This window comes from Nocardioides sp. (assembly GCF_035576065.1).
GTDB lineage: Bacteria > Actinomycetota > Actinomycetes > Propionibacteriales > Nocardioidaceae > Nocardioides.
The window spans coordinates 1-21,335 of the sequence record NZ_DATLWX010000024.1; the positions used below are offsets into that span (position 1 = coordinate 1).

The window sequence follows — 21,335 nt, forward strand, 5'->3', positions numbered from 1 at the left end:
GATCGGCCAGAAGACGGAGCCCGACGCTGCCCGCGTGGGCCACCACGCCGACACCATCAGAGGTTACGGACAAGCCAGCAGACCACGAAGTACGCTTCACCTACGGAGTGCCTTCCAGTTCGAGAATCTTGTGACGTCGCAATCCCAAGTTTCCCCTGCTGGGTAGGCACTTCCGTGTTTCTACACGCCGATCAGGCCGCTGCCTCGTGAACGATCCGGGCTAACCTCGAATTTTGAGCCCTCCGGACTTCTTAGCGACCTGCGAACCCGCTCAACACCGGGGATCTCTTCCCGTCCAGCGATTGTCACCGGCCTTGGCAGGACCCGGTTCTTTGGACGCGCCCGCGGGCGGGGGAGGACTTCAGAACCCGAAGCATTGGTCTAGTCCACTCGGCCCGGCTTCAGCCTTGAGGGGGCGGGTCTGGGTCACCACGCAGGCTGTGAGGTCACGAGTGTGTACTCGGCGGGGGGTGACTGTGAAGAAACACATCGAAGGTCCGTGGCATCGCTAGTTGGTGGGCAGCATCGCTATATCAAGCCACCGAGGGGACCACGATTTTACCGACCACGCCGGTGCAGTTCCCTCGGTGGCGGTAAACGAGACACCGGCGATGTCGGTCCCGATCGACCAGTCCAGAACGGTGCAGGTTGGTGCCCGCGCCCGACACCCTCGTCGTAGTGGCGGGTGCTTTCGTCATGCCCTGACGCGGACGACCACCCAGGCGCTCGACCCCGCGGCATTGACCGACCGCACCTTGCAGCGCCTCGGGGTCGCTCGCAGCGTCGCAGTCGTGGCGATGGTGGTCTTGGAGCGGGTGGCACAACGGACGACGTAGGACGTAGCCGCTGTGGCCTCCCTCCACCGCACGACCGTGCGCTCACCGACGCGCTTCGCGCGGAGTCCCTGCGGCTCGGTCGGGAACGCGGGTGCAGGGACAGTCGCAGGGACAGAAACGGGGGGCACAACTGGCGGAGGGGTGGTCGTCGGCTCCACGACCGGATCGGGCTGCGGCGCCGGCGTGGGGGTGGGTGGCGGCGGGGGTGGCGGCGGGGGTGGCGGCGCCGGCGGGTCGTGCGGTCCAGGCGTCGCAGGCAGCGGCATCGTCCGCGCCTGCCCGATACCAAGCTCCTCAAGCGCGACCGACACCGCCGCTGCGATCTTCACCTGCCCCGCCGTGGTCGGGTGCACCCTGTCGTAGGTGTCCGTCCCCTCCGTGAAGTCAGGCACCGGGGACGCCACCACACGCGAATCTGCCGTCGACAGCTCAGCCGCCAGAGCAGGCAGACCCTCGTTGTACGCCGGCACGTTGCTGACCCACGTCTGCGGCAGTGACGCCAGCACCACGTCCACGTTCGGCTTCACCGAACGGGCATCGGCCACGAACCTGCGGACCTGCCCGTTCATCTTCGCCGCGTCGAAGTTGCTCAGCCACATGAAGTCGTTCAAGCCCAGCATCTCGACCAGCACATCCGGCTGCTGGGCGGTCATCAGGTCGGTGATCGTCGGGGCTGAGTCGCTGGGCTGGTTCAGCATTTCGAACATCAACAGCCCCCACCGTGCGGCGTGGTCCTGGTCGAAGTTCGGGTTCGCGTACCCACCCGTGTAGTTCTCGGCACCCCCGCCGCCGAACGTCCCTGTGTGCTGGCCCACGAAGTCGACCTCCGCGCCGCTCTTCTCGAGCCCGCAGGCGGAGAAGTAGCGCCAGGTGTAGTCGCCCGCGTCACCCTGCGTCACCGAGTCGCCCACAATAAGGATCCGGGTCGGTGCCGGGTCGGCAGCCTCCGCGGGGATGCTGAGACCCGCGGCCATGAAGACGCCCGCCATCGCTGTGCCTAGCCCCCGGTTCATGATTCGAGAGTAAGGGCTACGAGGGCCATCTGTATGTAGAAGGCAGCTGGGCGGTCCCCGCGCCACTAGACCGGCTCGCATTCCGCCTCAACCTTGATTCCGGGCACACGCCCCCGCGCGTGCGTCTCGCGGGGCGCGGAGCTCTCGGACGGGTGTGACCACGCGCGAGGTGCTGAAAGTGTTGGGGGGTTACTTTATGACTTGCGGGCAACCTCGCACCCCTGTGTCGAAGACATCACCGCCTCAAGACCAGAGGTCGCTGGCGCTACCGCATGACCGACCCGGGGGTGTTCGTCTGGACCAGCCCCCTGGGTGACCAGTTCCTCCGCGACCACACCGGCTCCCGACCACTCCACTCCCAACGCCCCACCGGCCACCCGCCCGACCAGTAGCCACACCGCCCCACACCCCGCGCAAGAACCAAGCGCGGGGCCACAGGCACGCCCAGGCGCCCGTCTCAGCAGCATGCGATCATCCCGGGTCACGTCGAACAGTGACGACACGTGGAGCGCTTCGGTCGTTGTGGAAGTGGAGGCAGGCGCTGAGATGTCGTCGGTCGCCGGCACCCTCTCGTCGTTCTTCGCGCTGTGAGCTGAGCGAGACTCAGCTCTCGCGCAGCAGCTTCAGGGTCGCCCGTTCAAGCACCGTCTGGCGCTCGTCGGGCGTCTTGAACGAGCGTCGAGCGGCGCGACCGATCGTCCGCCCCTTCTCGTAGGCATCGATGACGCGCGGGTCGACGTAGGAGGAGCGCGCCAGCGTCGGGGTGTTGCCGAGGAAGTCGGAGACCTCCTTCATCGCCGTCGAGACAGCCCGCTTGCGCGAGGCCAAGGTCCCGCCGGGCTCCTCGCTCACTGCGAGCGCCGCGGCGGCGAGCACAGTCGCGTGCCACGTGCGGAAGTCCTTGGCTGTCGCGTCCAGCCCGGTGGTCGCCCGGATGTAGTCGTTGACCTGCGCGGAGTCCAGGCCGCGCCAGGTGCTGCCGTCCTTCCAGGCCAGCAGTGTGTCCCCGCCGCCGCGGCGACGGCGCATCACGTCGAGGCCCTCGATGGTTGGTCCGTCATCGATCTCGATGCAGTGCTCGACCCCGGACTTGCCGACGAAGCAGAAGCGTAGGCGGTCCTCGTGCTTGGTGACGTGCTCCCGGAGCAGCGTGGTCAGCCCAAAGCTGCCGTTGGAGTCGGTGTAGACGTCGTTGCCGATCCGGAAGTAGCCGAGGTCGAGCAGGCGTACGGCGACGGCGCACGCCCGCTCCTGGGCCATCCCCTCGGCCCCGAGGTCGGTCAGGACGCGCTCGCGCGCCTTCGACATCGCTCGACCGAAGTCGATGATCCGCTCGAACTTCATCGCGTCCCGGCTGGCGCGCCAGGCGGGGTGGTAGATGTACTGCCGCCGGCCCGCATCGTCGGTGCCCACCGCCTGGAGATGGCCGTTGGGATGGGGCGTGATCCATACGTCCTTCCACGCCGGCGGGATCACCAGGTCCTTGCACCGTTGCCTGTCCTCGGGCCCGAGCGGTTGACCGCCCTGGTCGAGGTAGCCGAAGCCCTTGCCCGCGCGGCGCCGAGACCAACCCGGCTGGTTCGGGGAGGTACGGCGCAAGCGAGGCATGCCCCCACGCTAGCGGCGCGCTGGGTGCGCCGCCCTCACCCGTGGGGCTACCGAGGCTTGAGGGAACGCACCAGCACGACGAGCGACACCAGGAGGACGACGGAGCCCCCGATCCACGGCCATGCGTCGCGGTCGCGGGCCTCGGTGGTGATGTCCTTGACCGACGTGGTGCCACCCGTGGACTCAGGAGTGGCCGACGGCGCCGAGGACACCTGGCCGGACGCCGGAGGCGACGGCACGGGACTGAGGACCTGACGGATCCGCTCGGGCACCGGCACTCGCAGCACAGGCGCTCGCTGCCCCTCGCTGCTGACATGGACGAAGTCGGTCGAAAGGACCGCGATCCCCTCCCCCTGTTGCTGCTCGGGCAGGTCGAAGGACCCGACGGGTTCCAGTGCCGGGAAGGAGTAGACCACCGCGTTCGTGTAGGTCCGGAGGATGAGGTGGTCCCCGTCGGGGAAGAACGCGCCGTCGGTGACGATGCCGGCGGTCGTTCCCACCAGGCCGAGCACGTTCGGCGCATCATCGGCCAGCTCGGGCGGCGCGGCGTAGAGCGAGCCTTCGAAGAAGCCCTTCGTTGCGACGTACAGCCGACCGGTCACGGGGTGGACGAGCAGCGACTCCGCGTCGCGCTGGCCGTCGGGGTAGACGAGCTCGAAGTTCTCCTCCGACACCGTCCGGTCGCCCCGCCCGACCGGCACCCGCGTCACCTCGATCGAATCGCGCGAAGCGGCGTTGTCACCGATGTCGCCCACCCACACGTGTCCAGTGCCGGCAGGAGCCAGCGCCTCGACGTCCTCCGGGCCGTCGGCCCAGAAGGTCTCCCCCACGGTCTCGCCCGTGGAGATGTCGACGGTGAAGATCCGCCCGGTGTCACCCGAGTCGTTGGTCGTGTGGGCCAGGTCGCCCTCGATGACGAGGCCACTGGACTCCACGATCTCGGGGTCCTGGAAGCGGAAGACCTCACGAGCCTCCCGGTCCACCCCGGCCGCCGTGAGTCCGACGACGAAGGGCGTCACCACGGCGAGGCCGCCGAGTGCGCGCAGGAGGCGCTCAGCCACCGCTGACGCCCAAGAGGTCCGCGAGCCTGGGCGTGACGGCCCAAGTGGTCACCAGGTGTTCGTACTCCCGCTGAGCGGCGTCCTCGCTGCCGCGCGAGCCGGTGCGGGTGGCACGGAGCAGCGTGTTGCGGGGGGTGTGCTCGCTCCCCACGAACTCGACGACGTCCACGCGATAGCCGACCAGACGCAGGATGGCGGCGCGCAGCGCGTCGGTGAGGGTGTCGGCGAAGCGCTCGCGCAGGATCCCGTGCCGGGTGATGAGGGCGTACGGCGCAGGCGTCGGCGCAGCCCGGAGCTGGGACGCGATGTCGTGGTGGCAGCACGGTGCGGCCAGCACCAGGCTGGCGCCCCACCCCACGGCACGCGCCAGCGCGTCGTCAGTCGCCGTGTCGCAGGCGTGGAGCGCGAGCACGACGTCGGGCGGCTCGGGCAGGACCGCCCCGTCGATCGCGCCCACGACGAAATCGGCGTCGATCCCGAGGGTGGCCGCCACTCCCGTGTTGTGGTCCGCCGACTGCTGCTTCACGTCCACACCGGTGACCCGGACCGGCAGGGCACGCACGTGGGTGAGGTAGCGCTGTGCGGCGAAGGTCAGGTAGGCGTTGCCACAGCCGAGGTCGACGATGCGCAGCGGCTCGTCCTGCGTCGGGCGGCGCAGGTGCCCCTTGTCGAGGGCGTCGGTGATGGACGAGTCGAGCAGGCGGAGGAACTCCTCGACCTGTCGATACTTCGCCTGTCGGGTGGGCTTGATCCGCCCGTGGGCGTCGGCGATCCCCAGGGCGACCAGGACGGGGTCGCTCTCGGCGAGCAGTCTCGGCTTCTCGCGGTCATGGGCACGCTCCGCGACGACGGGTTGGTCTCGCTCCGTGGTGTGGACCATCACCTCGAGCTTCTTGGTGACCCGCAGCTGATGGGTCTGCGTCGTCGTGTCCACGTGCCAGTTGCCGAACGGCTGGTCGAGGAGTGCGTCGACCGCGCCCGCCGCTTCTTCGCCGGCCGTGAAGTTCGCGGTGTGGGCCTGGGTCTCGTCGAAGGAGGTGAGCTGCAGATGGCGGCCCGCCTTCAGGTCGACGTACCTCAGCTCGACCCGACGAACGTCGCGACCCCCGACCTGAGGCACGGTCCGGCCCTTCTGGCGTCCGGAAGCGACTGCTCGCACGAGGGTCTCGGGGTCGACGAGCTGGGCCCGGGTGTGCCTGAACGCCTCCGCGAGCGACTCGGTGGCCATCAGATGAACTGGGCGATGACGACGATCAGGATGAGAGCTCCCAACGCGACCGGGATGATGAGACGGCGGTGGCGGGGATTCACCTGCTCATCCTACGGGCGTCACCAGTGCTCCATCGATCCGCGGAAGACCCCCGCGAGGTCATCCGCCGTCACAGGGCGCGGCGCCGTCGCCAGCAGCCGCTGCTGCTGGAGCGAACCCTCGACCAGGTCGTCGACGTCACTGGCGAGATAGCCGACCTCCGCGAGGCCGTTGGGGATCTGGATGTCGCGCATCAACGAACGCAGCACCGAGGGCAGGGCGTCCGGACCGGCAGCCCCGCTCTCGCCTCCGAGCAGCGAGGCCGCCCGCAGGTGGCGAACGGGTGCCGCATCGAAGGTCAGGGCGAACGCTGCCGGTGCGGTCAGCGAGACCGCCATGCCGTGAGGCACGATCGGCTCCTCCTGCGGGTAGCCCTCGGGTCGGTAGGCGCGCACGCGACCGGCGATCGGGTAGGCGTTGGCATGCGGGATGTGGACCCCTGCGTTGCCGAACCCCAGGCCGGCGAAGGTGGCCGCCAGCGCCATCTGCTCGCGGGCCTCGCTGTCGTCCCCGTCGCGGACGGCGGTGCGGAAGGCCCCTGCCAGCAGCGAGAGCGACTTCTCCGCCCACATGTCGGCGATGGGGTTGGCGCCGCAGTAGGGCACTCGCTGCTCGGGCGTCTTGGCGTCGAAGTGAGCGAACCACCGAGCGGTGTAGCTCTCGAGCGCGTGGCACAGGATGTCCATGCCGCAACTGGCGGTGACCATTGCGGGCTGGCTCATCGTCAGGTCGGGGTCGACGACCGCCAGCGTGGGCCGGAGCCGGGCGTGGCTGATGCCGGTCTTGACCTTGAGGGCAAGGACGTCGAGGACGCAGATGGTCGTGGACTCCGAGCCCGTGCCGGTCGTCGTGGGCACGGCCACCATCGGCAGCAGCGGCGCCGTCGGGGCACGACCTTCTCCCACCGGTGCGTTGATGTAGTCGAGCAGGGAACCCTCGTTGGTCACCAGGAGGTTGACTGCTTTGGCCGTGTCGATGGCCGAGCCTCCACCGATCGCTACGACGGCGTCCCACGGTCCCCCGTCCCGAGCGAACGCGACAGCGTCCTCCAGCGACTCGTCCGTGGGTTCGACCCGGCTGCGGTCGTAGGTGGTGACCTCGAAGCCGCGATCGGCGATCTGGCCAGCGATCCGCGCCGGGTGACCGGTCGCAGCCACCCCCGGATCAGTCACCACGAGCACCCGCGGACGGCCGGCGGCCCGGGTGAGCTGCTGCAGGTCGAAGCCGATCTCCGCGGAGGCACCGCGGCCGAACTTCAGCCCCGGAGCCGCATAGGTGAAAACGGTCTCAGCCACAGCTTCAGCCTATCCGCAGCCGGGATCCTCACGGCATGCACCGTTGGTGCACAGAGCACCCACAAGGCACCAAACCGCCGGTTTCCACAGATGGAGGCTGCCTACTCTGAGGACATCTCGGGGCGAAGTTTTCGCACCAATCGAGAACCCCCCACCCCCACGGAGCGAACCATGAGCATCACAGGATCCCGGTCATGACCGGCGGAGTGCGTATCGCCGCCGGTGTCGCTGCTGTCGCGCTGGTCATGTCAGCCCTCGGCATCGCGTCCCCCACCTCCGCCGACGGTGGCCGACCGACCGACAGCCCCGGGGTCACGGCCCAGATCAACCGCTGACCAACCCCAGCGCGTGATGGACGAGGTCCAGCACCGAGACCTCCCCGGACTCGATGTCGTCGAGCTCCACCCACGCCACCGCGTCCGTCGTCCCATCGACCTCGACGACCTCGGGTTCAGCGTCGGGAGCGACCGCCGCGGCGAAGACCAGGTGGACGCCGTGGAAGTCCTCCACCCTGCCGCTCGGCGCCATACCTGAGAAGTGCGTGTCGTGCACACCCAGGAGCACGCCGACCTCGCACGCGATCCCGCACTCCTCGGTCACCTCCCGAGCCAACGCCGTCGCCGGCGGCTCACCGTGGTCGATGCCACCGCCGGGCAGGGTCCATGAGCCGGCATGGTGCGCCCGCTTCGACAGGCGCGTCAGCAGCACGGCCGACCCGCGGCGGATGAGGGCGTACGCCGCCACGCGCTGCAGCTGGAAGGGCGCATGGTCGGCGAGCGCCTCCTCGACCATCGCCACCACGGGCACGGTGCCGTCGAGCACCGACGCCATGGGTCGCCAGGCAGCCTCCATCGTGGAGCCGTCCACCTCGACGACCCGCGGAGCAGGAGCATCCGCGGGCACCCAGGCGTCGTAGACGATGCGCAGCGCATGGAAGTCGGTCATCACGCCGTCGCGGGAGGCGCGGGGCAGGTGCGCCGAATAGACACGAGCGGTCGTGCCGACCGTCGCTGTGAGGCCGGTCTCCTCGCCGATCTCGCGCACCAGGGCGTCTCGCGGATCTTCACCGTGGTCGAGGCCGCCGCCGGGCAACGTCCAGAGCTCGTTCCGGCTGATGCGGGGCGCCAGCCGGCACAGCAGCACCTCGGGCTCGTCGCGCACCCGCATGATGACGGCGTACGCCGCAACGCGCTGTCGTCTCGGTAGGGATCCCATGGCGGTGCGAGTCCAGCTCAGCCGGTGATGAGCCGGGCCGACCAGCCTGCGGGCCTGGCTGTGGCGGATCCGGCTGCGTCGAGGAACCATTCGTGGTCGCGGATGGTCGTCGCGAGCGTCTTGTGCTGCACCCACCGGGGACGGTCGAGACACGACAGTGGGACGACGAGTCGCACCACGTCCGCAACCCGGTCGATGGTTGCCACCAAGCCGCTGCAGGACACGTTGCGGCGGTGGAGCCGGGAGATCACAGCGGTGCCTCGAGGCTTGCGGGGCCAGATTCCGAACTGCACCACCCGGTGCATCTGGCGGTCGGTCCTGAAGGTCGTCCTGAGATGGATGCGGTCATCGTTGCGCACCAGTTCGACAAAGGACACCCTGACCGTCAGCGCACGTGGACCCGTTTCCACCCGGACGCCGAGCAGGTCGACGTTGGTGACGTGATCGGTCGGCTGCTCCGCGGTGACCCCCGAGTCGACGATGACCCAGACGTCCCCAGCGGCGTCGGGAATCCTGCTGGTCGAGGCACTCGCAGCACTCGAGGTCAATGCCAGCGTGACGGTGACAGCGACCGCGGCGAGGAACTTCATGCAAGCCAGTCAACCATCCTGCTCGGCACCATCGATCGATCAGCAGTGTCGTAACGTGGCCGGGTGGCATCCCCGACCCGTGACCCGTGGCTCGACAACACCAAGATGGTGCTCGTCACGCTCGTCGTCGTCGGCCACTCCTGGGCGCTGCTCCCGGACACCCACTTCAGCAACTGGGCCTACGACTTCCTCTACTTCTGGCACGTCCCGGCGTTCGTGTTCATCAGTGGCTATCTCTCGACCTCGTTCGAGTGGACGCGGCGCCACTTCAAGGGACTGCTCTACGTCCTGGTCATTCCCTACCTGATCTTCGAGCCGGCGCTGTACTACTACCGCATCGCGCTGGGCGAGGACGTCGGCTGGGTGCTCTACCTCCAGCCCCACTGGACGATGTGGTATCTCCCGGCCCTGTTCTGCTGGCGGTTGATGACCCCGGTCCTGAAGCGCCACTGGCTGTTCCTGCCCCTGTCGGTCGTCGTCAGCCTGGCTGCGGGCCTCTGGGACCCGGAGTCGTTCGGGCTGCCGCGCATCCTCGGCCTGCTGCCGTTCTTCGTCCTCGGCCTCCACCTGAAGCCGCGCCACCTGCACCGGCTCGACGACCCGTGGGTCAAGGTCGCCTCCCTCGGCACGCTGGTCCTGATTGCCGTCCTGTCCCGCGATCTCGACGACTGGGCCCGCACCGCGTTCCTGCTCTACGACGCCGGCTACGAGGGGATCGCCTCCGATGTCGCCTATGCGGCCCAGACGCGGCTGTCGGTGATGGCGATCGGGCTGGTCGGCGCGTTCGCCGTGATGGCCCTGATCCCCCGACGTGGCGGCTGGTTCACCGCGATGGGCGCGGCGACGATGAACGTCTACCTCCTCCACGGCTTCGTCATCAAGACCGCCCAGCTGCGCGGGTTCCCCGAGTGGAGCGCGGAGCGTCCCTACGTCGCGCTGCTGGTCACCACGGCCGGCTCCGTCGCCCTCGCGCTCGCCCTGGCGAGTCCGTGGTCGCGTCGCCACCTGTCGTGGCTCGTCAATCCGCTCGGCATGTGGGAGTCGCGTCGCAAGGACCGAGGTCGTGCGGCGCCCCACACAGCGCCGGTCCCCACGCAGGCCGCACCGCCGATCGTGGAACAGAGTCCAGCTCACGCGCCTCGTGCCGCGATGGTGCCGCTCCTCCCAGGTGGCCCGGATGCCACGGCGCCCACTCCCCCGGTCGCGGCCGGTGGTGCGGCAGCCCCTGCACCTCCTCGAGCAGCTCCGTCAGACGAGCACCGAGAGCCCGAGTCGCCTCGCTGAGGTCGTCGTCCGGGCCGACCACCATCGGCTGCCCGAAGGACACGTCGATCCGCCGCCCCCGGGTCAGGTCCGGGCGTCGGCTCACGCTGTAGATCCGCTGGCTGCCCCAGATCGCCACGGGAATGACCGGCACCTGCGTCTCGCGCGCTAGTGCCGCCGTACCCCTCATCAGCGAGCGCACCGTGAAGGAGTGCGAGACCCCGGCCTCGGGGAACACGCACACCGCCTCGCCCTCGCGGAGCAGCCGTCGGGCCTTGAGGTATGCCGCAGCGGGAGCCTCGCGATCAACGGGGATGTGCTGCATGCGGTCCATCGGTCGGACCAGCAATCGTTGGTGCCAGACGTCGTGGCGGCACATGAACCGCAGGTAGCGACCACGCTCCACCGCCGCCTTCTCCAGGAACAGGAAGTCGGGGAAGGAGACGTGGTTGGCGGCGAGCAGCGCAGGTCCGTGGGTCGGCAGGCGCTCGAGCCCGGTGCCACGGACGTCGATGGCCAAGCCCTTGAGCGTGAGCCGACCCAGGGCGTTGGTCAGGCGATACCAGCTCTCCGTCATCTGGGGAGACTGCCCATCAGGCAAAGGGTGGACGGGCGTCGCGCGCGATCGAGCGCCGGCCGGCCCAGCGCCATACGCGAGCAGCGCGGTCGCGGTCCGCGTCGTCGACCAGGTTGCCCATCCATCGCAGCGCCAGCGTCATCAGCCAGTCCGAGCGCATCCCGGCAGGACCGAGCGCAGCGACGATCTGCGGGACCGTGGCGACGCCGGCCAGCCGGCGGGCGATGGAGAAGGACTCGCCGTAGTGCTCGCGCAGGACCTGCGGCCACACGGAGCCGAGCGCCCCGCCGGCCGCCATGATCTCGGCGACGAAACGTCCGGTCTCGAGGCCGTAGTCGATGCCCTCGCCGTTGAGCGGATTGACGCAGGCGGCGGCGTCACCGATCAGCGCCCAGTTGTCGCCTGCGACTCCTGACACCGCCCCACCCATCGGCAGCAGCGCCGACGTCGGCATCCGCAGGGGGCCGGTGAGCTGGAACTCGTCGCGTCGCTGGTCGGCGTAGAAGCTCATGAGCGGCTTGACCGCGATCTTGGCGGGTCGCTTCAACGTGGCGAGCGTGCCGACACCGACGTTCACCTCGCCGGTGCCGAGCGGGAAGATCCAGCCGTAGCCACTGAGGATCTCGCCGTCCTCGCCTCGCAGCTCGAGGTGGGAGCTGATCCACGGATCGTCCGACATCCCCGAGGTGACGTAGGACCTGCCGGCCACCCCGTACACCGTGTCGCGGTGCCACTCCCGACCGAGCAGCTTGCCGAGGGGCGACCGGACACCGTCCGCCACCACCAGCCGCCGGCACTCGATCTCGAACGCCTCGTCACCCGAGGTGAAGTCGACCGCGGCCACGCGGGCCCCGTCCATGCGCACGCCGACTGCCCGAGCACCCTCCAGCGCCAGCGCACCGCTCTTGATGGCGACGGTGCGCAGGTGGTCGTCGAGCTCCGTACGGGCCACTGCGGAGCCCCACGAGGGCAGGTCGTTGTCCGGCAGCGTCGGCCAGGGCAGCAGCAGCGTCTGCCCGAAGCCGTGGGCCCGGAGTCCGTGGTTGACCGTGTGCGCTCGCAGCCAGTCCTCCAGCCCGAGGCGCATGAGCTCCCCGATCGCGCGGGGCGTGAGTCCGTCGCCGCAGGTCTTGTCGCGCGGGAAGACCTGCGCATCGACGAGCAACGTGTCGAGCCCGGCACGAGCGCACCACGCGGCGGCCGCGGACCCCGCCGGGCCCGCGCCCACGACGAGGACGTCGGTCGAGGTCGGTCGGGTCACGAGTGAATTCTCTCAGGCGACTCGAAACGGCGGGAATCGCGGGGCTCAGCGGCGCTTGAAGACCACCCTCCGCGACGACTTGTGACCGGCCGAGGAGATGAGGGTGACCGTGAGCTTGGCGCGCCGGGCCTTGCGGAACAGCGTCGTGCCGGCCGGGGTCAGCTTCACGACCCAGTGTGCGGTCCGTCCGGGGACGAGGGCGTACCGGCCCTTGGCCAGCGACAGCTTGCGCTTCCCGTCCGTGACCCGGACCTTGCCCGCGCACGCGGTGTCGCCCACGCAGCGGATGGCGATCTTCGCCTTGCCATTCTTCACCCGGGTGGTGCCGCTCTCGACCTGCGCACGTCCTGTCTGGCCGCCGGGCGGGGGCGCGGGCGCCGCAGTCTGCGAGGCGATGGACGCGGCGAAGCTGACCATGGAGATCCGGCCGACGCGGTTGAGCTCCCTGTCGGTGTACCAGAGCTGACCGTCGGGCCCGATGGCCACGGAGTCGGCGTGGTGGCCCTCGGGCATCAGCGCCACCTGGTAGCGACCCGAGGAGTCGAGGTGGCCCACCCCGTTGCCGTGGTGGGTCGTGAACCACACGTCACCGGCGACCCCGGGCGTGAGTGCCGCCGGGATGAGGTCCTCGTACGGCGACGGGTAGGGAGTGGGGACGCCCGAGGTCGACATGCGTGCCACGACTCCGCCGGTCGATCGGGTGGCAAGCGATCCCGGGTTGAACTTGGCATACCAGATCGAGCCCCCGGACGTGGTCATCGAGACGATCTGGCCGCCGGCATCGCCGGTGGCCGGGTGGTTGGTCAGACTGCCGGCTGAGTCGATGCGCTTGATCGTCGTGGAGCCGTCGCTGAACCAGAACGCGCCATCGGGCCCCCACGTTGATTCGGCTTCGTTGGAGTATCTCGGAGCTTCGAAGTAGGTGTGAGCGCCGGTGGGTGAAAGCCGGGACACCCCTTCGCCGTCGCCGTAGGTGATCCAGGCGCCGCCGTCCGGGGTCGCGGAGATCGAGGCGAACGTGAGATAGCCGTCGATGTCGTGGAACCCCACGATGTCGGTCCCGGCGCCGTTGAGCCGGGCGGCACGACCGTCCAGGGGCTCCCCGTCAGCCAGGAACCACAACGCATCAGCGTTTCCGGGCGAGAGCTGGCGCGGTCCGTACCCCGGGGACCCGGTGGGCGCTGGCATCCGGCGCTCGGTGATCACGCCGTTGACGTCGATGCGCCCGATCTGGTTGGCCTGCTCCTCGGCGAACCACAGCGCGCCGTTCCAGGAGACCAGCCCGCCCTGTCCGAACTGGGGACCCTGGTTGGCTGCCGCGAGGCCGGCGTCGCCTGTCGGGAGCGGCCAGTCCTGGATCGTGAGGGGAGTCCCGAAGGTGCCCGCGATGCGGGCTCGCTCCGCCAGCGGGCGAACGCTCTCGCTCTCCGCAGCCGGAGCCGCGGCCGCGGGAGACACGACGAGCCCGGCCCCCAGGGCCACGAGGATGCTGGCGACGAGTGGCGTTCGGAGGCGGCTCACGGCGGCGAGACTATCCACGCCGGCTCGGAGCGGGCAACGGCCACGCGCCCGGAACCTTCCGCCTTCGAGGAGCAGTGAAGCCCCGGTCCGCAGGAGCGGACCGGGGCTTCGCTGGTGCTGCTCTCGACCTAGTTCTGGTAGGAACCGAAGTCGAAGTCGTCGAGCGCCACGGCCTGGCCACTGGTGCCGAAGTCGTAGTCGTAGGAGTCGTAACCGGTGACGGAGTACGCCGCTGCGCGGGCCTCCTCGGTGGGCTCCACCCGGATGCTTCGGTAGCGCTCGAGGCCGGTGCCGGCCGGGATGAGCTTACCGATGATGACGTTCTCCTTCAGACCGCGCAGCGAGTCCGAGCGGCCGTTGATGGCGGCATCGGTCAGCACTCGGGTCGTCTCCTGGAAGGAGGCGGCCGAGAGCCACGACTCGGTGGCGAGCGAGGCCTTGGTGATGCCCATCAGGACCGGGCGACCAGAGGCGGGCTGGGTGCCCTCGGAGACCACACGACGGTTCTCCTCCTCGCAGCGGACCCGCTCGACCAGGTCGGACGGCAGCAGGTTGGTGTCACCCGACTCGATCACCGTGATCCGGCGCAGCATCTGCCGCACGATGATCTCGATGTGCTTGTCGTGGATCGACACACCCTGCGAGCGGTACACGTTCTGTACCTCGTCGACCAGGTGCTCCTGGGCCTTGCGAACACCCAGGATGCGCAGGACGTCCTGCGGGTCGGGGGTACCAGACGTCAGGTGGTGACCCACCTCGATGTGCTGGCCGTCCTCGACGTTGAGGCGCGACCGCTTCGAGACGGGGTATTCCTGGACCTCGGAACCGTCGTCCGGGGTGACGAGGACCTTGCGGGCCTTGTCGGTGTCCTCGATCTCCACGCGACCGGCGGCCTCGCTGATCGGGGTCCGTCCCTTGGGGGAACGGGCCTCGAAGAGCTCCACCACGCGGGGCAGACCCTGCGTGATGTCGTCGGCCGAAGCCACACCACCGGTGTGGAAGGTACGCATGGTCAGCTGCGTGCCGGGCTCACCGATCGACTGGGCCGCGATGATGCCGACGGCCTCACCGATGTCGACGAGCTTGCCGGTGGCCAGCGAGCGGCCGTAGCACTTCGCGCAGGTGCCGGTCTTGGCGTCACAGGTCAGCACGGAGCGGACCTTGACCTCCTCGATGCCGGCAGCGATGAGCTCGCCGATCTTGACGTCGCCGAGGTCCTCGCCGGCGGCGGCGAGCACGTCGCCCGTCTCCGGGTGAGCGATCTCGACAGCAGCCGAACGGGCGTACGCCGCAGTCTCGGCGTTCTCCGCCTTGCGGACGACGCCGTCCTCGCCACGCTCGCCGATCACCTTGGGCAGACCGCGCTCGGTGCCACAGTCGTCCTCACGGATGATGACGTCCTGCGACACGTCGACCAGACGACGCGTGAGGTAACCCGAGTCGGCCGTGCGCAGCGCGGTGTCGGCCAGACCCTTGCGGGCACCGTGGGTGGAGATGAAGTACTCCAGCACGGACAGGCCCTCGCGGAAGTTGGCCTTGATCGGCCGCGGGATGATGTCACCCTTGGGGTTGGCCACCAGACCACGCATGGCGGCGACCTGACGGATCTGCATCATGTTTCCGGACGCGCCCGAGTCGACCATCATGAAGATCGGGTTCTTGCGGTCGAAGTTGGCCTCCATGGCCTTGGCCACCTCGTTGGAGGCCTGGGTCCAGATCTCGATGAGCTCCTGGCGACGCTCGTCGTCGGTCACGAGACCGCGCTCGAACTGCTTCTGGACCTTCTCGGCCTGCGCCTCGTATTCGGAGAGGATCGCGATCTTGTTGGCCGGGGTCGTCACGTCGTCGATGGACACGGTGACACCCGAGCGGGTCGCCCACGCGAAGCCGGCGTCCTTGAGGGCGTCGAGCGAGGCAGCGACCTCGACCTTGGTGTAGCGCTCGGCGAGGTCGTTGACGATCGCACCGAGGGCCTTCTTGCCCACTTCGTAGTTCACGAACGGGTAGTCGGCCGGCAGCGTGTCGTTGAAGAGCACGCGGCCCAGGGTCGTGGCCAGGATGACCGACGTGCCCTCTTCCCAGTCGGCGCCGGCACCATCCTCGAGCGGCGGGATGATGTCGGTCAGACGGATCCGCACCTTGCTCTGCAGGGTGATCTCGCTGCGGTCGTAGGCCATGATCGCCTCGGCCGGGGAGGAGAAGACGCGGCCTTCGCCGATCTCGTCCTCACGGTCGGTCGTCAGCCAGAACAGGCCGATGATCATGTCCTGCGAGGGCATCGTCACGGGACGACCGTCGGAGGGCTTGAGGATGTTGTTGGTCGACAGCATCAAGATCCGCGCCTCGGCCTGGGCCTCGGCTGACAGCGGAAGGTGGACCGCCATCTGGTCACCGTCGAAGTCGGCGTTGAACGCGCCGCACACGAGCGGGTGGATCTGGATGGCCTTGCCCTCGATCAGCTGGGGCTCGAAGGCCTGGATGCCGAGACGGTGCAGCGTGGGCGCACGGTTGAGCAGCACCGGGTGCTCGGTGATGACCTCTTCGAGGACGTCCCACACGACCGGGCGCGCACGCTCGACCATCCGCTTGGCGGACTTGATGTTCTGCGCGTGCGACAGGTCCACGAGACGCTTCATCACGAAGGGCTTGAAGAGCTCGAGAGCCATCTGCTTGGGCAGACCGCACTGGTGCAGCTTGAGCTGCGGACCCGACACGATGACCGAACGGCCCGAGTAGTCCACGCGCTTGCCGAGGAGGTTCTGACGGAAGCGCCCCTGCTTGCCCTTGAGCATGTCGGAGAGCGACTTCAACGGCCGGTTGCCCGGGCCGGTGACAGGTCGACCGCGACGACCGTTGTCGAAGAGGCTGTCGACGGCCTCCTGCAGCATCCGCTTCTCGTTGTTCACGATGATCTCGGGAGCACCGAGGTCAAGCAGACGCTTGAGGCGGTTGTTGCGGTTGATCACGCGGCGGTAGAGGTCGTTGAGGTCCGAGGTCGCGAACCGGCCACCGTCGAGCTGCACCATCGGGCGCAGGTCCGGCGGGATGACGGGCACGGCGTCGAGGACCATGCCGATCGGCTGGTTGCCGGTCTTGCGGAACGCGTCGACGACCTTGAGGCGCTTGAGTGCGCGGACCTTCTTCTGGCCCTTGCCGTTGGCGATCGTGTCGCGCAGCGACTCGACCTCGGCCTCGACGTCGAAGTCCTGCAGGCGCTTCTGGATCGCCGTGGCGCCCATGTAGCCCTCGAAGTACTTGCCGAACCAGTTCTTCATCTCGCGGTAGAGGAGCTCGTCACCGAGCAGGTCCTGCACCTTGAGGGACTTGAACGTGTTCCAGACCTCGTCGAGGCGGTCGATCTCGCGCTGCGCACGGTCGCGGAGCTGCTTCATCTCCCGCTCGGCGCCGTCCTTGACCTTGCGGCGCTGGTCGGCCTTGGCACCCTCGGCCTCGAGAGCAGCGAGGTCTTCCTCGAGCTTCTTGGCGCGGTCGTCGATGGAGCCGTCACGGCGCTTCTCGAGGCGCTCGCGCTCGAGGCCGACCTTGTTCTCCAGGGTCGACATGTCCTTGTGACGGGCGTCCTCATCGACCGAGGTGATCATGTAGGCGGCGAAGTAGATGACCTTCTCAAGGTCCTTCGGCGCCAGGTCGAGGAGGTAGCCCAGTCGCGACGGGACACCCTTGAAGTACCAGATGTGGGTGACGGGCGCGGCGAGCTCGATGTGGCCCATCCGCTCACGACGCACCTTGGAGCGAGTGACCTCGACCCCGCAGCGCTCACAGATGATGCCCTTGAAGCGCACGCGCTTGTACTTGCCGCAGTAGCACTCCCAGTCCCGGGTGGGACCGAAGATCTTTTCGCAGAAGAGGCCGTCACGCTCGGGCTTGAGCGTGCGGTAATTGATGGTCTCCGGCTTCTTGACCTCGCCGTGGCTCCATCCGCGGATGTCCTCCGCGGTGGCCAGGCCGATCTGAATCTGCTCGAAGAAGTTCACGTCCAGCAAGGTGTGGTCCTTTGGTTGCTGTTTGAGTCACTAGGGTGCTCGGCCGGGCTTCGCCCGACGGCTATGTCTGTTCCGGCTGGCCAGGCTCGCTTGCGCTCGCGGCCAGCCGGTCAGACTTCTTCGACGCTGCTGGGCTCGCGTCGCGACAGGTCGATGCCGAGCTCCTCGGCCGCCCGGAAGACGTCTTCCTCGGCGTCCTTGAGCTCGATGGCCGACCCGTCATGGGTGAGGACCTCGACGTTGAGACACAGCGACTGCATCTCCTTCACGAGGACCTTGAACGACTCCGGGATCCCGGAGTCGGGGATGTTCTCGCCCTTGACGATGGCCTCGTAGACCTTGACGCGACCGGGCACGTCGTCGGACTTGATGGTCAACAGCTCCTGCAGGGCATAGGCGGCGCCGTACGCCTCCATGGCCCAGACCTCCATCTCGCCGAACCGCTGTCCACCGAACTGGGCCTTACCGCCCAGGGGCTGCTGCGTGATCATCGAGTAGGGGCCGGTGCTCCGCGCGTGGATCTTGTCGTCCACGAGGTGGTGGAGCTTGAGGATGTACATGTAGCCCACCGAGACCGGCGCCGGGAACGGCTCGCCGGAGCGGCCGTCGAACAGCGAAGCCTTGCCGGTCTCGTCGATCAGGCGGTCGCCGTCGCGCGTCGGGAACGTCGCCCCGAGCAGGCCAGTGATCTCGTCCTCACGCGCACCGTCGAAGACCGGGGTGGCCAGCTTGGTGCCGGGCTCGGACTTGTCGGCGTTGATCGAGATCAGCCGGTCCTTCCACTCCGCCTTGCCGGTGTCCGCGTGCAGGTTGAGGTCCCAACCCTGCTTCGCGAGCCAGCCGAGGTGGAGCTCGAGGATCTGCCCGATGTTCATCCGTCGCGGCACACCCAGCGGGTTGAGCACGACGTCGACGGGGGTGCCGTCCTCCATGAAGGGCATGTCCTCGACCGGAAGGATCTTGGCGATGACGCCCTTGTTGCCGTGACGACCGGCGAGCTTGTCACCGACCGAGATCTTGCGCTTCTGGGCGACGTGGACACGGACGAGCTCGTTGACGCCCGGGGGCAGCTCGTCGCCTTCCTCGCGGTTGAAGACGCGGACGCCGATGACCGTGCCGGACTCACCGTGCGGCACCTTCATCGAGGTGTCGCGCACCTCGCGCGCCTTCTCGCCGAAGATCGCGCGGAGCAGGCGCTCCTCGGGGGTGAGCTCGGTCTCGCCCTTGGGCGTGACCTTGCCGACCAGGATGTCACCGGTCGTGACCTCGGCGCCGATGCGGATGATGCCGCGCTCGTCGAGGTCGGCCAGGCCCTCCTCGGAGACGTTCGGGATGTCCCGGGTGATCTCCTCCGGCCCGAGCTTGGTGTCGCGGGCGTCGACCTCGTGCTCCTCGATGTGGATCGAGGTGAGGACGTCCTCCTGCACCAGGCGCTGGCTGAGGATGATCGCGTCCTCGTAGTTGTGACCGTGCCACGGCATGAAGGCGACGAGCAGGTTGGTGCCCAGCGCCATCTCGCCCTTGTCGGTGCAGGGACCGTCGGCGATCGGCGAGCCGACCTCGAGGCGGTCACCCTCCACGACCAGCGGACGCTGGTTGATGCAGGTGCCCTGGTTGGAGCGACGGAACTTGGCCATCTTGTAGGTCTGGTAGGTGCCGTCGTCGTTCATCGTCTCGACGGAGTCCGCGGAGACCTCCTGGACGACACCGGCCTTCTCGGCGATGACCACGTCACCGGCGTCGACCGCGGCGCGGTATTCCATGCCGGTGCCCACGAGCGGGCTGTCGCTGGTGATCAGCGGGACGGCCTGACGCTGCATGTTGGCGCCCATGAGCGCGCGGTTGGCGTCGTCGTGCTCGAGGAAGGGGATCAGCGCCGTGGCGACCGAGACCATCTGTCGCGGCGACACGTCCATGTAGTCGACCTCTTCGGCCAGGATCGCGTCGACCTCGCCTCGCTGCTGGCGGACCAGCACACGCTCCTCGACGAACTTGTTCTTCTTGTCGAGCGGAGCGTTGGCCTGCGCGATGACGTAGCGGTCCTCGTCGTCGGCGGTCAGGTAGTCCACCTCGTCGGTGACGGTGCCCTTCACGACGCGGCGGTACGGCGTCTCGACGAACCCGAACGGGTTGATCCGACCGTAGGACGCCAGCGAGCCGATCAGGCCGATGTTCGGGCCTTCCGGGGTCTCGATCGGGCACATGCGGCCGTAGTGCGAGGGGTGGACGTCACGGACCTCCATGCCGGCACGGTCACGGGAGAGACCGCCCGGGCCGAGCGCGGAGAGACGACGCTTGTGCGTCAGCCCGGCGATCGGGTTGGTCTGGTCCATGAACTGCGAGAGCTGCGAGGTGCCGAAGAACTCCTTCAGCGCCGCGACCACGGGACGGATGTTGATCAAGGACTGCGGCGTGATGGCCTCGACGTCCTGGGTCGTCATCCGCTCGCGGACCACACGCTCCATGCGTGCCAGACCGGTGCGGAGCTGGTTTTGGATCAGCTCACCCACGGTGCGCATGCGGCGGTTGCCGAAGTGGTCGATGTCGTCGGCCTGGACCTTGATCGGCTTCTCGTCGGGGCCCATCACCACGGCGCCCTTGGCGTCGACGAGATCAGGTGCGTCGACAGGCGCGCCGGCAGCGTGCAGCTGCACGATGTAGCGGATCGCCGCGACGATGTCGTCGACGGTCAGCGTCTGCTGGTCGAAGGCCTCGGTCACACCGAGCTTCTTGTTGATCTTGTAGCGACCGACCTTGGCCAGGTCGTAACGCTTGGGGTTGAAGTAGTAGTTGTTCAGCAGCGTCTGCGCGGCCTCACGGGTGGGCGGTTCGCCCGGGCGCAGCTTGCGGTAGATGTCAAGAAGCGCCTCGTCCTGGGTCTGGGGCGTGTCCTTGTCCAGGGTGAGCATCATCGACTCGTATTCGCCGAACTCCTCACGGATCTGCTCCGGGGTCCAGCCGAGCGCCTTGAGCAGGACGGTGACGTTCTGCTTGCGCTTGCGGTCGAGACGCACGCCGACGAAGTCACGCTTGTCGACCTCGAACTCGAGCCAGGCGCCGCGCGAGGGGATCATCTTCGAGGTGTAGATGTCCTTGTCGGACGTCTTGTCGGCGGTCCGCTCGAAGTAGACGCCCGGCGAACGCACCAGCTGCGAGACGACGACGCGCTCGGTGCCGTTGATGATGAAGGTGCCCTTGCGGGTCATCATGGGGAAGTCGCCCATGAAGACCGTCTGGCCCTTGATCTCGCCGGTCTCGTGGTTCATGAACTCGGCCGAGACGTAGAGGGGCCGGGAGAAGGTGAAGTCCTTCTCCTTGCACTCCTCCTCGGTGTACTTGGGATCGACGAACACAGGGTTGTCGAACGAGAGCATCATCGTCTCGGAGAAGTCCTCGATCGGGGAGATCTCCTCGAAGATCTCCTGCAGACCCGACTTCTCGGAGACGTCCTCACCCGCGGCGCGGCGCGCTGCGACCGTCTCTTCCCACTTCTCGCCGCCGACCAGCCATTCGAAGCTGGCGGTCTGGAGAGACAGGAGAGGGGGAACCTCAAGTGGTTCGGTGATCTTTGCGAAAGAGGTGCGACGGGGGATACCAGCGGAGCTGCGCGCGGCCAAGAGTTTTCCTTCGAATGATCAGGGACGATCGAATCGCTGCCAGCCGACCACCGACGACACCCGTCCGGACAGGGTGAAGGGCATTTGAGAGCAGGCGCAAAGAAGAAGCCTACCCCAGATGCACGCGCGTCTCAAACGCGGGGTCAACATCTTGAGAGATGGCCA

At 68.2% G+C, this 21,335-nt stretch carries 13 protein-coding genes and 1 pseudogene; 2 read left to right on the forward strand and 12 right to left on the reverse strand.

Going from position 1 to position 21,335, the window contains the following annotated elements; all coding sequences use genetic code 11:
• Positions 1-694 precede the first annotated feature (694 nt).
• The 5 genes from VNJ48_RS11855 to VNJ48_RS11875 form a co-directional block, all read right to left on the reverse strand.
• On the reverse strand, positions 695-1,849 hold the full coding sequence (locus VNJ48_RS11855; RefSeq protein ID WP_325602313.1) for a GDSL-type esterase/lipase family protein: 1,155 nt from the start codon (positions 1,847-1,849) through the stop codon (positions 695-697).
• 603 nt (positions 1,850-2,452) lie between these two features.
• Positions 2,453-3,457, reverse strand: coding sequence for a DNA topoisomerase IB (locus VNJ48_RS11860; protein ID WP_325602315.1), 1,005 nt, complete (start codon positions 3,455-3,457; stop codon positions 2,453-2,455).
• Positions 3,458-3,504: 47 nt separating this feature from the next.
• Positions 3,505-4,518 (reverse strand): hypothetical protein, encoded by a 1,014-nt coding sequence (locus VNJ48_RS11865; RefSeq protein ID WP_325602317.1) that lies wholly within the window; start codon positions 4,516-4,518, stop codon positions 3,505-3,507.
• Entirely contained in the window at positions 4,511-5,746 is a 1,236-nt protein-coding gene (locus VNJ48_RS11870; protein ID WP_325602319.1) for an SAM-dependent methyltransferase, read from the reverse strand. Before VNJ48_RS11870 ends, VNJ48_RS11865 begins: the two co-directional genes overlap by 8 nt.
• A 101-nt stretch (positions 5,747-5,847) precedes the next feature.
• Positions 5,848-7,122, reverse strand: a complete 1,275-nt coding sequence (locus VNJ48_RS11875) for a hydroxyacid-oxoacid transhydrogenase (RefSeq protein ID WP_325602322.1) — start codon at positions 7,120-7,122, stop codon at positions 5,848-5,850.
• A 194-nt stretch (positions 7,123-7,316) separates the two neighbouring features.
• On the opposite strand from VNJ48_RS11875, the gene VNJ48_RS11880 reads away from it, so the two are divergent.
• Entirely contained in the window at positions 7,317-7,457 is a 141-nt protein-coding gene (locus VNJ48_RS11880; protein WP_325602324.1) for a hypothetical protein, read from the forward strand.
• Here the strand turns inward: VNJ48_RS11880 and VNJ48_RS11885 are convergent.
• Together VNJ48_RS11885 and VNJ48_RS11890 are read right to left on the reverse strand one after the other, a co-directional pair.
• Entirely contained in the window at positions 7,447-8,337 is an 891-nt protein-coding gene (locus tag VNJ48_RS11885; RefSeq protein WP_325602326.1) for an NUDIX hydrolase, read from the reverse strand. The two genes, VNJ48_RS11880 and VNJ48_RS11885, sit on opposite strands and share 11 nt — an antisense overlap.
• Positions 8,338-8,354: 17 nt before the next feature.
• Positions 8,355-8,927, reverse strand: coding sequence for a hypothetical protein (locus VNJ48_RS11890; RefSeq protein ID WP_325602328.1), 573 nt, complete (start codon positions 8,925-8,927; stop codon positions 8,355-8,357).
• 63 nt (positions 8,928-8,990) lie between these two features.
• On the opposite strand from VNJ48_RS11890, the gene VNJ48_RS11895 reads away from it, so the two are divergent.
• A complete protein-coding gene (locus VNJ48_RS11895) occupies positions 8,991-10,211 on the forward strand; it encodes an acyltransferase family protein (protein ID WP_325602330.1) in 1,221 nt (406 codons plus the stop codon).
• Positions 10,212-10,329: 118 nt separating this feature from the next.
• Here the strand turns inward: VNJ48_RS11895 and VNJ48_RS22675 are convergent.
• The 5 genes and pseudogenes from VNJ48_RS22675 to rpoB form a co-directional block, all read right to left on the reverse strand.
• A pseudogene (locus VNJ48_RS22675) lies at positions 10,330-10,767 on the reverse strand (lysophospholipid acyltransferase family protein); the annotation flags it as partial.
• A 16-nt stretch (positions 10,768-10,783) separates the two neighbouring features.
• On the reverse strand, positions 10,784-12,028 hold the full coding sequence (locus VNJ48_RS11900; protein ID WP_325602332.1) for a geranylgeranyl reductase family protein: 1,245 nt from the start codon (positions 12,026-12,028) through the stop codon (positions 10,784-10,786).
• A 45-nt stretch (positions 12,029-12,073) separates the two neighbouring features.
• Positions 12,074-13,549 carry a virginiamycin B lyase family protein gene (locus VNJ48_RS11905; RefSeq protein ID WP_325602334.1) on the reverse strand — a complete coding sequence of 492 codons (1,476 nt, stop codon included), beginning with the start codon at positions 13,547-13,549 and terminating at the stop codon, positions 12,074-12,076.
• 128 nt (positions 13,550-13,677) lie between these two features.
• Complete coding sequence (locus VNJ48_RS11910; protein ID WP_325602336.1) at positions 13,678-17,553, reverse strand: DNA-directed RNA polymerase subunit beta'; 3,876 nt, start codon at positions 17,551-17,553, stop codon at positions 13,678-13,680.
• Between the two features lie 110 nt (positions 17,554-17,663).
• Entirely contained in the window at positions 17,664-21,170 is a 3,507-nt protein-coding gene (rpoB, locus tag VNJ48_RS11915) for a DNA-directed RNA polymerase subunit beta (RefSeq protein WP_325602338.1), read from the reverse strand.
• Positions 21,171-21,335: the final 165 nt, after the last annotated feature.